The sequence below is a fragment of the Azospirillum melinis genome, from assembly GCF_013340935.1.
Lineage (GTDB): Bacteria > Pseudomonadota > Alphaproteobacteria > Azospirillales > Azospirillaceae > Azospirillum > Azospirillum melinis.
In genome coordinates this window covers 22444-35814 of record NZ_WHOS01000072.1, presented here as the reverse complement: position 1 = coordinate 35814, position 13371 = coordinate 22444, and the positions used below count along the sequence as shown (strand labels likewise).

General features: G+C 66.1%; 7 protein-coding genes. 6 read left to right on the top strand and 1 reads right to left on the bottom strand.

The genetic code is table 11. The annotated features are described in order from the left end of the window. Positions 1-823: hypothetical protein (locus GBZ48_RS31465; protein ID WP_211105952.1), on the bottom strand; the 823-nt coding region annotated here is incomplete at its 3' end. A 651-nt stretch (positions 824-1474) separates the two neighbouring features. Between GBZ48_RS31465 and GBZ48_RS31460 the strand changes: the two genes are divergently transcribed. The 6 genes from GBZ48_RS31460 to GBZ48_RS31435 all read left to right on the top strand — a co-directional run bounded on the left by GBZ48_RS31460 (position 1475) and on the right by GBZ48_RS31435 (position 13212). After that, on the top strand, positions 1475-3673 hold the full coding sequence (locus tag GBZ48_RS31460) for a tetratricopeptide repeat protein (protein ID WP_211105951.1): 2199 nt from the start codon (positions 1475-1477) through the stop codon (positions 3671-3673). A gap of 99 nt (positions 3674-3772) precedes the next feature. Next, positions 3773-6847: a tetratricopeptide repeat protein gene (locus GBZ48_RS31455; protein ID WP_174474610.1), complete on the top strand. Its 3075-nt coding sequence runs from the start codon at positions 3773-3775 to the stop codon at positions 6845-6847. A 101-nt stretch (positions 6848-6948) separates the two neighbouring features. Beyond that, positions 6949-7989, top strand: a complete 1041-nt coding sequence (locus tag GBZ48_RS31450) for a glycosyltransferase family protein (protein ID WP_174474609.1) — start codon at positions 6949-6951, stop codon at positions 7987-7989. 182 nt (positions 7990-8171) lie between these two features. Further along, positions 8172-9974 carry a glycosyltransferase gene (locus GBZ48_RS31445; RefSeq protein ID WP_174474608.1) on the top strand — a complete coding sequence of 601 codons (1803 nt, stop codon included), beginning with the start codon at positions 8172-8174 and terminating at the stop codon, positions 9972-9974. Positions 9975-10234: 260 nt separating this feature from the next. Continuing rightward, a complete protein-coding gene (locus tag GBZ48_RS31440; protein ID WP_174474607.1) occupies positions 10235-11179 on the top strand; it encodes a glycosyltransferase family 2 protein in 945 nt (314 codons plus the stop codon). Continuing rightward, positions 11176-13212, top strand: coding sequence for a glycosyltransferase family 61 protein (locus tag GBZ48_RS31435; protein ID WP_174474606.1), 2037 nt, complete (start codon positions 11176-11178; stop codon positions 13210-13212). The genes GBZ48_RS31440 and GBZ48_RS31435 overlap by 4 nt, the downstream gene beginning before the upstream one ends. The last annotated feature ends 159 nt before the right edge of the window (positions 13213-13371 follow it).

Here is a 13371-nt window from a genome sequence, read left to right as displayed (position 1 = left end):
ACACCAGGATGGTGTTGCCCGTGGTGACCAGCGTGACGACGTCGGTGCCGTTGCCGCCGGTCAGCGTCTCGACGAGCGAAACCAGCAGGGTGTTGCCGGCCGAGCCCAGCGTGACGACGTCGGTGCCGGCGGCGCCGGTCAGCGTCTCAATGGCCGAAACCAGGATGGTGCTGCCGCCGGAAACCAGCGTGATGACGTCGGTGCCGGTGCTGCCAAAGATCGTCTCGACAGCAGAGACCAGCAGGGTGTTGCCCGTGGTGCCCAGGGTGACGACGTCGGTGCCGTTGCCGCCGGTCAGCGTCTCGATGGCCGAAGCCAGCAGCGTGTTGCCGCCCGAGCCCAGGGTGACGATGTCGGTGCCGGCAGCGCCGGTTAGGGTCTCCAGGGCCGACACCAGGATGGTGTTGCCAGCCGTGCCCAGGGTGATGACGTCGGTGCCAACGTCGCCGGTGACCGTCTCAAGCAGGGACACCAGCATCGTCGAACCGGCGGTGCCGAGCGAGATCACATCGGTGCCGGCGCCGCCGGTGATGGTCTCGAGCAGGGACACCAGCATCGTCGAGCCGGAGGTGCCGATCGACACCACATCCGTCGAGGTGCTGCCCACCAGGGTTTCCAGCAGCGAAACCTGCAGGGTGGAACCGGAGGTGAGAGTGATGAATTCGGTACCGGTGGTGCCGATCAGAGTTTCAAGCGCCGAGATCGACAGCGTGTTGCCGGCGGTCTGAAGCGTGATGACGTCCGTACCAGTGCTGCCGATGATCGTAGAATACGTACCTAGCGATAGGGTTGAACCCGTCGTTACGTTAAAGGTTCCAGCCATACTAATCCCCTTCAGGTTTGGTTCGCCGGCGGATGAACCATCTTTAAGGCGCGCGTCACGCTCGGCTGAAGGCAGGCAGAGTCAGTCCTAGCGCGAGCTAACACACCGTGCCCTTGTTATCCGAAGGAATGGACCCAAAGCAACGCGTTTCTACCGAAGTGGGTAGGACCAAACGTCCGGCTGGGCGAAGGGCCCTATGAGTGATCGTACCCCCCTATACCACCCCCCCAGACAAGTGCCTGGAAAATCTGATAAAATACCCGGTATGGCCAATCCGCAACAGACGGGGTTGAAGTTGGGGTTACCCACAGTTCCGCCGAATCCGCTCCCATCGGGCCGGGACGGATGGATCCTGTCCACTCGACTCGTCTCTCCTCCGGCGAGCATTTGCACAGCTTTTCCCGCAGCCGTCACTTCAACTGCCAAGGCCTGGCTTAAGCCCGTCTAGTCGTTGTCGTTACAATTTCATAATACGGGCAATATTGCCGTTGCCGCGGCGACACGGATGCATGTGCGGCCAGGATCGCACTTGGAGAATTCGGGAACACCCGCTATTCCGTTCCGGCGGCCCGAACGGCAGGCCGCGGGGCCGATATCCTGCACCGATACCTCATGCCGTACCGCAGGGCCGATAAGGACGACCGACCAAGCATGGCGACCATTCAGGAGGCACTCGCCGCGGCGGTGCGGCACCATCAAAGCGGCCAGATCGCCGCTGCCGCCCGGATCTACCGCCGCATCATCGAGGTTACGCCCGACCAGGCCGATGCCTTGCATCTCATGGGATTGGTCGCCCGGCGTGCCGGGCAGAAGGGAGCGGCGTTCCACCTGATGGCCCGCGCCCTGCGGATCGATCCGGCGATGGCGGAAACCCGGCTGAACCTGGGCAACCTGCTGCGCGACCACGGGAATGCGGCCGGAGCGGCGGCGGCCTACCGCACCGCCATCGCCCTGCGGCCGGACTTCGCCGCCGCCTATGAGAATTTGGGCGGGCTGTGCCGCGGCCTGCCCCGCCTGGGCGATGCCCGCGACGCCTATCGCCGGGCGATCCGCCTTTCCCCCGCCGGGGCGGAGGGCCATGCGGGACTGGCCAATGTCCTGCAGGAACGCGACGCCCTGCCCGATGCCGTCGCCGCCTATGTCCGCGCCATCGCCCTCGACCCAGCCAACATGGCCGTCTGCAACAACATGGGCATCGCGCTGCGCGCGTTGGACAGGTCGGGGAACGCGGCGGAGGCGGCAGCGGCATGGCACCGCCGCTCCGTGACGCTCGACCCCGGCTTCGCCGCCGGCCACAGCAGCCTCGGCCTTGCCTTGCAGGAGCAGGGGCGGCTGGAGGAGGCGGCGGACGCGCATGCCCGCGCCGTCGCCGTCGATCCCGGCTTCGCCGGCGGCTATGCCAACCATGGCAATGCCCGCCTGAACCAGAACCGGCTGGACGAGGCGGTCACCGGCTTCCGCCGCGCCGTCGTCATCGACCCGGCCAGCCCGGACGCCCGCCGCAACCTGGGCATGGCCCTGCTGGTCGACGGCCGGCTGGAGGAGGGCTGGCGCGAGTATGAATGGCGGTTGCGCTGCAAGGACGCGCCCACCCTTGCCGACATGCCCAAGCCGCGCTGGAACGGCGAGCCGCTGGACGGCCGCCGCATCCTGCTGCATGGCGAACAGGGTCTGGGCGATGCGCTCCAATTCTGCCGGTATGTCCCCCTGGTGGCAGCGCGTGGCGGCCGGGTGATCCTGGGGCTGCCGGCGCCGCTGCAACGGGTGATGGCCGGGCTGCCCGGCGTGGAGCGCTTCGTCAGCGGCCAGCTCCCGACCGACGCCTTCGACCTGCATCTGCCGATGCTGAGCCTGGGCGAGGTGTTCGGCACCCAGCTCGACACCATCCCGCACCGCGTTCCCTACCTGTCGGCGGAACCCGACTTGGTGGCGCACTGGGGCGGGCGGTTGAAGGAAGCGGCAAAGGACGGGGGCGGCCTGAAGGTCGGCATCGTCTGGGCCGGATCGCCCACCCACGGCAACGACCGCAACCGATCCGTCGGCCTCGCCCCCTTCGCCCGGCTGGCCTCCATCCCCGGCGTCAGCCTCGTCTCCATCCAGAAGGGATCGACCGAGGGGCAGGCCGCAAACCCGCCCGGCGGCTTCCCGCTGCTCAACCTCTCGCCCGACATCAGGGACTTCGCCGACACCGCCGCCATCATGGCCGGTCTCGACCTCGTCGTCTGCGTCGATACCTCCGTCGCCCATCTCGCCGGTGCCCTCGGCGTCCCCGTCTGGGTCCTCGTCCCCTTCGCCCCGGACTGGAGATGGATGCTCGACCGCGAGGACAGCCCCTGGTATCCGACCATGCGGCTCTTCCGGCAGGACCGCCCGGGCTCGTGGGACGACGCACTCAATCGGCTCGAACGCGCCCTGCGCAGCCATGCCGCCCGCTTCACCGAAACCCTGACAGGACCTTCCGACATGCCGATCCTGGCGCCCGTCTCCTGGGGCGAACTTCTGGACAAGATCACCATCCTCGACATCAAGGCGGAGCGCATCGCCGACGCCGACAAGCTGGCCAACGTCCGGCGCGAGCGCGAGGCGCTGGTCGCCGTGGCGGCGCAGGCCGACACCGCGCGGCCGGAGGTCGTGGCGCTGATCGACGGGCTGCGCGCGGTCAACACCACCCTGTGGGAGGTGGAGGACGAAATCCGGGACTGCGAGCGTGCGAAGGATTTCGGCCCGCGCTTCGTCGAGCTGGCCCGGCAGGTCTACCACACCAACGACCGCCGGGCGGCGCTGAAGCGCGACCTGAACCGCCTGCTCGGCTCCGAACTGGTCGAGGAAAAATCCTACCAGGCCTACTGAGGCCCGACCGCCCGAGGTCCAGCGCCCGAGACCCAGCCTCCGAGCCCCAGCCTCCGCCTGCCCCTTCCAAGCCCTCCCCCAGTCCGAAGGTCCTGCTCCATGACCACCGACACCGCAACCGGGACCGCCAGCCTTCCGACCGGCCAGAGCACGACCGGCCAGAGCGGTCCGGACCATCAGGCCCTGGGTCATCGTCTGGCACGGGTTCTTGAGCTGTGCCGGTCCGGGCGGCCGGAAGAGGCGGAGGAGCCGTACCGCGCGCTGTGCGGCACCCCGCCGCAGGATGCAGCAGATCTGCTGTCGCTGGCCGAAGCCGCCCGCATCCTGGGCCACCCGGCCGAGACCGTGGCCTGGGCCGAGGCGGCGGTCCGCCGTCAGCCGGACAGGGCCGACGGCTGGAGCGTGCTGGCCCTGGCCTTCATCGCCGCCGGCCGCACCGACGACGGCTATGCGGCGGCGGCCGAGGCGCTGCGGCGAACAGGGGCGAATGGGCCGGGGACGAATGGACCGGAAGCCGGTGGGGCGGGAGAGCACGCGGCGAAAGAGGCCGCGGCGATCCAGGCCCACCGCGCGCAGGCGCTCGCCCGGCTGCGCCGCGGCCAGCTGGCCGAAGCGGCGGCGGCCTGCGATGCCGCGCTACGGATTGCCGACGGCACCGCCCGGCCCAGCCAAATCCAGCCCACCCAGACATTGCGGCAGGCGCAGGCGGAAACGCTGGGCACCCTGGCGCTGGTCCGCATGCTGGAGGGCCGGGCCGAGGAGGCCGAGGCGCTGTTCCGCCGTGCACTCTCCCACCGGCCGCTCCTGCCGGAAATCCTGGGCAACCACGCCTCGCTGCTGGCCCGGCTGGGCCGCGACGCCGAGGCGCTGGAACAGGCCGAACAGGCCGTGGCGCTCCGCCCGCGGCTGACCGGAACGCTGCACCTGATCGGCACCCTGCACCATCGCGCCGGCCAGCCGGAATCCGCCATCGCCGCCTTCCACCGGGTGCTGGCGGTCGATCCCGGCCATCTCGACACCCGGCTGCGGCTGGCCGACAGCCTGCGCGTCGCCGGCCATTGGGAGGAGGCTGCCGGCGTCTGCCGCGACGGGCTGGCCCGCATCCCGAACCCGAACGATCCCGGCCGGACGCCGCTGCTGGCCAATCTGGGCGCCGCCCTGCAAACCGGCCGGGACGCCGCGGGCGCTCTGGAGGCCTACCGTGAGGCGCTGCGCCTGTCTCCCGACCTGCCGGAGATCCACAACAACCTCGCCCGCCTGCATCAGGAGACCGGCAACCCCGATGCCGCCATCGAGGAGCTGCGCCGCGCCACGGCCGGCCGGCCGGCCAACCAGCCGCTTCCCCTGCCGCTGCGCCGTGCCCTGCTGTCGCTGCTGATCGCAGCCGGCCGCACCGCCGAAGCGGAAGCGGAAGCCTTCGGCATCGCCCGCACGGCCCCGGAGGACGCGGAGCTGTGCTTCGGCATCGCAGCCCTGTTCCTGCAAGGCGGCTGGCGCGACCAGGCCCTGCCCTATGTGCGCAAGGCGGTCCGTCTCGCCCCCGACCTGCCGCGCAACTGGATCGCGTTCGCCGAAGCGCTGCGCGACGCCATGCTGCCTGGGGCCGATGGGGGAATGGATGAGGGACTGCGCGCCGATCTGCTGGCCGCTCTCGGCCGGCCGGAGGTGGAGGCTTCCGGACTGTCGCGCGCCATCGCCGGCGTGCTGATGGCGTCCCCCACCCTGCGCTATCTCGCGGCCCTGCCGGAGGACGCCGGTCCCGCCCTGGACGACGCCAGCCGGGCGCTGCTGGCCGACGGCTCGCTTGCCGGGCTGGCGGAGGATGCGCTGCTGCTGGCCCATCTGCGCGCCGCTCCGGTCTGCGATCCCACGCTGGAACGGGCGCTGACCCGGCTGCGCCAAGTGCTGATGCTGGCGCTGACCGGCCCCGGCCTGCCCGACCGCCCGGCGTGGCGCACCCTGTGCGCGGCCATCGCCGAGCAGTGCTTCCTCAACGAATATGTCTTTGCCGAAACCGATGGCGAATTCCAGGTGCTGGCGGTGCTGGTCCGCGCGGCCGAGGCCGCGCTGGACCGCAACGAACAGCCGCCGGCGATGCTGGTCGCCCTGCTCGGCGCCTACCGGCCGCTCTACCGCTGGGACCGGGCGGCCGCCCTGCAGACCCTGTCCTGGCCCGAGGAGATCGCCCGGCTGCTGGACCGGCAGGTCGCCGAACCGCTGGCCGAGGCGGCGATCCAGGCGGAGCTGCCGGCGCTGACGCCGATCAGCAACCCGGTGTCGGTCGGCGTGCGCGCCCAGTACGAGGAAAATCCCTATCCGCGCTGGATGAACACCGGCCTGCTGCCGGAAGCGGTGCCGCTGTCCCGCTTCCTGCACGCGCTGTTCCCGCATGCCGCCCTGCCCGCCTCCCCCGCCTGGGACACGCCGGGCTGGGACGCGCCGGCGGTGCTGGTCGCCGGCTGCGGCACCGGACGCGAGGCGGTGTGGGCGGCCTCCACCCTGAAGAATGCGCGGGTGCTGGCGGTCGACCTCAGCCGCCGCAGCCTTGCCTACGCCACCCGCCAGAGCCGGCGCCTGGGCCTGAAGAGCATCGAGTTCGCCCAGGCCGACCTGCTGGAGCTGGGAGCGCTGGGCCGCCGCTTCGACGTGATCCACAGCGTCGGGGTCCTGCACCATATGGAAGACCCGATGGCGGGCCTGCGGGTGCTGCGCGGGATGATGCGTCCGCATGGCGTGATGGAGATCGGTTTCTACAGCGCCGCCGCCCGCCGCCCCATCCTGGCCGCCCGACACTTCATCGCCGAGCGCGGCCACCCGCCGACGCTGGACGGCATCCGCCATGTCCGTCGCGACATCCTCGCCCTGCCGGAGGGCCACCCGGCGCGCGCCGTCGCCCATTCCCCGGATTTCTACGGCACCAGCGCCTGCCGCGACCTGCTGATGCACGTGCATGAACTGCACGTCACCCTGCCCTGGCTGGCCGATGCGCTTGCCGCGCTGAAGCTGGAGTTCCTGGGCTTCCGGCTGGCCGATCCGGCGGTGGCCGCCCTCTACCGCAAGCGCTTCCCCGAGGATCCGGCGATGACCTCTCTGGCCCGTTGGGACCGGCTGGAGGCGGAGCATCCGATGATCTTCGGCGGGCTGTACCAGGCCTGGGTGCGGGCGAGAACGTGAGGGGCGCAAGGATTGAGTGGCCCAAAAGCCGCACCGCCTCGCGCCCACACCATGCAGTTCATCTATAGTTGATCAACAACGCTCTCTATCTGGAGATGTAAATGCTTCACTTCTTCTGGTCACCATACATCTTCAGAAATGATTCGTACGAAAAATACGAGACGAACAATGCAGAAATCTGCAAATACGCTCGTAAGATACTCGGGGGATTTAGCAACATCCACATTGATAGTTTCACCGCCTCTCGAGTGACCGACAATCCATCCGATATTCTACTCGGCCATACCACCTTCGATCCGGTGGGAAACCTGACCGATGACTGGGTCCGCGACAATGCGCTGTCACCGGAGGATGCCTGCCACCCCAACACCTATGTCATGATCCCGATTCTGCCGGTACAGATCGGCGACCATAAGCGCTGGTCGCCCTTCGTCGACAGTCAATTGGATGCGGCCCGCCTTATTTTCGGCATCTGCGGTGACTATTGGTACGAACAAATCCAGATGCTGCCGGCGGATACGCCGATCGGCCGGATCAAGCACAAGCTGGTCCGGATCGACATGGGGTGCGAAGCACGCCTGTTCGGACCGCCCCGCCGCTATACGCCGGAAAGCATGAACGGCTTGCTGCATCTGAGCGATCTGCAACCACATAAGGGCTTCGATCTGCTGCTCGACAGCATCGATCACACGCAGATGCGGCTTCATATCGGAAGCGGCAGCCTGCGCAATCACCCCAACCAGCGGGTCCGCATCCGTGAACGGGAAGTGGTTTCACTCGGCTGGATGGACAACGCAAACCCGCAGGTGGACCGCTTCGTCAAGGAGCAGTGCGCCTTCTACATCCACACCAGTTCCCTGGATGCCCAGGCCACCGCGATCCTGGAGAACGCGGCGCGGGGCCTGGTGCCGATCGTCACGCCGGAAAGCGGCTTCCGATCACCGCACGCCATCTATCTCACCCAGGATGCCGTACGCAACCGCGAGATCATTCTCAACGCGATGGCCATGAGCCAGACGGAGTACGAGGCCCGTAGCGCCGGTGTCGTTGAGCAGATCCGGACGCAGCATTCCTGGGAGACGGTCTTCGCCACGGTCTGGAACTCCATCCAGGCGGATATGTGCGGGCGGATCGGAGCATGAGCGGATCGCTGACGCCTCCCCCCGCCACTCCCTGCCGGCTGTGCGCGGGGAACGCCATCCGCGTCTTCGGGATGCCGGTCCTCGGCCGCCACGATGTCGGTTATTGGGAATGCATGCAATGCGGCTCCCTGCAAACCGATGCTCCGCACTGGCTGGACGAGGCCTATACCCCAGATTGCATGATGCAGGATGTCGGCATCGTGCAGCGCAGCGTTCTGCTGTCGCTGGCGGTTCCAGTCCTCCTCGACCGCCTCGGCATCGGGACTGAGACGCCCTGCCTGGATTGGGGCGGTGGCAACGGCCTCTTCTCCCGGATGATGCGGGACCGCGGCTTCTCCTTCTTCCTGCACGACAAATACGTCGCCAATCACTATGCATTGGGCTTCTCGCGCGAGGAGGCGGGAACAACCACCTTCCCAGTGACCACCGCCTTCGAGGTGTTGGAGCATCTTCCGAACCCGGCCCAGGATCTGAACGACATCTTCGGCACCGATTCCGACGTGGTCATCGCCACGACCCAGGTCTATCGCGGCGAAGGGCCGGACTGGTTCTATCTCTCTCCCGACAACGGCCAGCACGTCTTCTTCTACTCCCTGCGCGGCCTCGACCTGGTGGCCCGGCGCTATGGTATGCGGCTGCACACCAATGGACAGACCCATATCTTCTACCGGGAGCGGCCAAAGCACCTGCATTACGGCACCGAACAAATCCATGCCATGAGCAAGGCCCTGTCCGACCCTGCGGCAACCCTGCAGGACGGGCTTCGGGAGATGCAGCGTCATGTCACGCAGGCGCCTTACGCCCATGTCGCCAAGGATGCCCAGGTTCTGCTCGACCGTTTGCGCGGCGCCCGTCCTGCCTCCGCGCCGCCGCATAAGCGCTTGCACCTCCAGATCCGGCGCACCCCGGCCAATCCCCTCGTGCTGATCGACTCCGTCTTTTTCCAACTCCAGCGCACCGGGATTGCACGGGTTTGGGAAAATCTACTGACGGAGTGGAGTGGCACCGACTTCGCCAGACGGCTCCTGGTGCTCGACCGCAGCGGCTGGGCGCCTCGGGTTCCCGGAATCGCGTATCGCATGATCGAACCGCACGACTACGCCGACGCCGGGCGACAACGTCGCCTGATCGAACAGTACGGAAAGGAAGAAGGGGCCGGCCTCTTCATCTCGACCTACTACACCACCCCGATGACCATCCCGTCGGTCATGATGGTCTACGACATGATTCCGGAGGTCCTGAAACTGGACCGCGGAGAGCCGATGTGGGCCGAGAAGCGAACGGCGCTCGCCTATGCCCGCCGCTACATCAGCATTTCCGAAAGTACCAGCGCGGATCTGCTGCTCCTCCACCCGGAGGCGGCCGGCCGGATCAGCCTCGCCTATCCTGGAGTCAGCCCCTCCTTCCACGTCCTGCCGGACAGCGATCGCCAAACCGTGCGGGCCATGGTCGGCGCCCCGCAGGGCTATTTCCTGCTGGTGGGCGGCTTTCACGAGCACAAGAACGGCATTGCCCTGATCCGGGCGCTCGCCAACATGCCCGCCCATGAGCGGTTGCCGGTGGTCTGCTCCAGCCGCCACCTGACCCCGGCTACCTTGGGGGAACTGCCGCAAGGAGTAGATATCCGTCTGGTGCGGGCCGAGGACTCTGCGCTGGTGCGGCTCTACAACGCCGCGACGGCCCTGGTCTTCCCCTCTTTCTACGAAGGATTTGGCTTGCCGCTGGTCGAGGCGATGGCCTGCGGATGTCCGGTCATCGCCTCCGACCTGCCGGTGCTGCGCGAAGTCGGAGGCGAGGCCGCGCTCTATATCGACCCGCACTCCCCCGGCAGCCTGATTCCGGCCCTGCAGGCGGTTCGGCATCCCGAGACGCGTGACCGGATGGTCACCGCCGGCTTCGGACGGGCGGCACGCTTCACTTGGCGCGGAATGGCCGACAGCGTGCGACATGTTCTGGAAGAGGAGGTGGACAAGACCGCCTCCTGAGGATCATCACCTAAAGACGCCTCCCCAACAGCGGCGCCGGGGTTGCCGGCTCCCTCCGGCACGCCGGCAGGAGCAATAATGCCTGCTCTGTTGACCCTGTTTGTTTCAAGGTGATATCCACCGCCTCGCGGTCTCCAGACACCGCCCGGAACATGGCACCCAATCAGGAATGGCGCGCCTCATGCCGGCCATTCGTCATGACATCCGTGTCGCCAGTCCGATCGGGACGGCACACTTGACACCCTGCAAAAGGAAACGTCATGGGACATCCCGAAAAAGGCTTGGTTTCCATCTGCATTCCTACCCGAAACAGGCCCGGTCTGCTTCGAGAGCTACTCGACACGGTATTCGCACAGACATATGGCAATTATGAAGTCATAATTACCGACAACTCTGATAATGACGAGACAAAAAATCTCGTTTCCAGCTATCAAGATACGCGTATCCGCTATCACAAGAATGAAAAGAACCTGGGAATGGATGGCAATGCGCGCCGTTCATTCAGCTTTGCTACAGGAGAATTCTTTACCTTCACCGCGGATGATGACTTTTGGTCTCCTGACAACCTACAGCGGAAGGTGGACTTCCTGAACCGGGTACCGGAGGTGAACGCCTGCTTCTCCAATGCCCACCATATCCTGATGGACGGGCGGCCGCATCCGCACCCCTTCCATACAACCATCCGGGAAGGTGGCGAAGCGATCGTCGACGCCTATTATCTGAATCCGGTCAATCTCCATTTTCCGCCTGCTTCCCCACTGTTCGTCAACACCCTGACCGGCCTCTACCGGACGGCCGCCCTCCTGCCCGCCATGGTCGAATCCTGGGAGTGCGGCTCGGAGGAATATGCGCACTGGTATCTCGGCCTGTCGGACCAGAAGTTCGGCTTCCTGTTCGATCCCCTGCTCACCATCCGGGATGGTGAGCATAATTGGGAAATCCAGACAGCAAACGGCACCGTCACCAATTACCGGAAATCACCGCAGACACGGGCTGCGCAACTCAACAAGATATATACGACGTTACGCCAGAAGCATGGTCCGGAACTCAAAATGGTCGACAAGAATACCGAGTTGGTGGTCTTTACGTTTCTGGTCGAACAGATTGGACAGGATGCGGTTCAATACATTGGGAACTTTCCTCTGATCACCGTCGCCGACTTCAATGCCTATATCCAGGAACGGGCGGCGCGGATCGGGGCATGAGCATCGCCGCCTCTTCAGACCCGTGCTCCCGAGAGACCACTCCGGAGCCGGGCGACCTGCACAGCCAATTGTCAGCTTTCCTCAGCGATCTGGACGCGTTCAGGAAAGCCGGCACGCCGGCCGGCCGGCGCTTCGAACAGGAGAAGGACGTGCTTGCTCAGGATGGCCTCTCCCATCCCTGGGAAGCGGCGACTATCCGAACGGCGCTGACAGCCGGCCCACAGGGGCGGCTGTTGCTGGAACGCCTGGGCACATTGGCCATGGATACGGGCTACATGACCTGCGCCCGCCTCTGCTTCGAGACGGCTGCTGCCGGCCAAGGAGCCTCCACGAGAACGCTGCTCAGGCTCGGCCTTCTCCTTGAGCGCCGGAACCGGCACGGGGACGCCCTGGATGTCTTCAGGCGGGCGCTTACAGCCACTCCCGACAATATGGAGGCGCTGCTGGGCGCTTGCCGCGCTCTAAGCGCCCTGGGCAATGATCAGGGGGTCCGCACCCTCGCACAGGCCGCCATCGACATTGGAATTGCGTATCCGGAACTGTTTGCCTTGCTGGCGCGTTCGCTGCTTGCGCTGGGCGCCCGCAATGAGGCCGCCCTAATCCTGGAGAAGGCCGCCGCCCTGTTCCCGGACGATGTCGGGATAGCCGAGGCGCGCCTTGACTGTCTGGAAGCCGGATCGCAGGCATGGACCGATGCGGTCATAGGCATGCTGCAGAAAAAGAGCGGACTGGATGCGTTGCCAGCCGTCAATCGGCTGACACGACAGTTGGTTGAGCAGGACGCCTCTCCCGCCGCCCCGGCAGACCTGCCGACCTCCATGCCTGGGCGGTTCCCGATACGCTTCAATCATGCCGCCCCTGGCGACGGGCAGAATGGGAGGGTGGCGGATGGCGGCCCGGAGGCGATGGACTGGTCCAGGAGTTGGCTCGGCCCGCCGTCCCTGCACCCGCTGCCGCTACCGCGCAACCTCGACGGCGACAGCGGACGGGCTTTCGGCGCCCATGCTTTCAAACATTCGCCGAACTACCCCGCCGATGTCCGGGCAACCATCGAACGCTTTGCCGAACGAGGCATCGCCATCCCCCCCGACAAGACCTTTCCCAACTGGTATGGCAGCGCCGGCCGGAGGATCTATGAAATTGCAGGAGCCCATCTTTTCGACCTGAGCGTGTTGGACCGCAACCGGGCTTTCCTGGCGGATCTCAGCTATCCAGACCAATTGCTCGGCAGCGGCAATGTCATGGTGCAGCGGCTCGGCCCCACTGACTGCCGAGCCATGATGCCTTTGACCGAACCGCCGCTCCACCACCGGGGAGAGGCGCAACTTCTGAGCGCCAGCTTCCACCAGAACGTGTATCACTGGCTGATGGATGACGTGCCGCGCCTGCTCTCCTATGGGGCGGGACCTTTTGGGCAACGCCGCCGTCCCCTCCTGTTGAACGACCGGCTGGCTCAGATCCCCTTCGTCCGGGAGACCATCGAAGCCTTGGGCATCAACGATCGGATCGCTCTCTATCCGCACAATCGTCTTGTGATGGCGGACCATCTGCAAGCGGCTCCAGGCTTCGAGAAAGGCTATGCCCCTGAAGACGTCGCGGCACTCCGGCATGCCCTGCTGCGCGCCTTCAAGGCCCCCGAACGGGCGCAGAGCGACCGCATCCTTTACGTCTCCCGCTTCGATGCCACGTCCCGCCGGGAAAACAATGTCGAGGAACTCCGCAGCTACATGGATTCCATCGGGGCGGAGTGCGTCTCATCCTCGGAGTTGTCGATGGAACAGCGCGCCCAGCTGTTCTCCCGCGCCCGGCTGCTGATCGGCGCCAACGGTGCCGGCATGACCAACATGCTGTTCTGCCAGCCGGGAACCCCCGTCATCGAATTGGCGCCGACCTTCCCCCACCCCTGCTACTGGATTCTCGCATCGGCGCTGGGGCTTCCCTACCACATCCTGATGTCAGGCTTTCCACAGGAAAACCTGAATTTCCAGGTGGACATCGGAGCCCTGCGGCTCTTGGTGAAGAACCTGATATAGAGTCTGCCTGATGCTATTGAAGTGCCAGACAGACTCTAGGCTTTTGGTTTTCCATGTGATTCACGCTTCAAGCGATTCCGCTTGAGCCGATCACACTCCAGAGCGCCGCGCGCTGCTATCGGCGCGATCCTGAAGCGTCGATGGGGGCCAGCATCGCTT

Bases quoted from the DNA above. Each gene is read 5' to 3' on its own strand.
- GBZ48_RS31460 (WP_211105951.1), top strand. From the start codon at position 1,475: ATGGCGACCATTCAGGAGGCACTCGCCGCGGCGGTGCGGCACCATCAA.
- GBZ48_RS31455 (WP_174474610.1), top strand. From the start codon at position 3,773: ATGACCACCGACACCGCAACCGGGACCGCCAGCCTTCCGACCGGCCAG.
- GBZ48_RS31450 (WP_174474609.1), top strand. From the start codon at position 6,949: ATGCTTCACTTCTTCTGGTCACCATACATCTTCAGAAATGATTCGTAC.
- GBZ48_RS31445 (WP_174474608.1), top strand. From the start codon at position 8,172: ATGCAGGATGTCGGCATCGTGCAGCGCAGCGTTCTGCTGTCGCTGGCG.
- GBZ48_RS31440 (WP_174474607.1), top strand. From the start codon at position 10,235: ATGGGACATCCCGAAAAAGGCTTGGTTTCCATCTGCATTCCTACCCGA.
- GBZ48_RS31435 (WP_174474606.1), top strand. From the start codon at position 11,176: ATGAGCATCGCCGCCTCTTCAGACCCGTGCTCCCGAGAGACCACTCCG.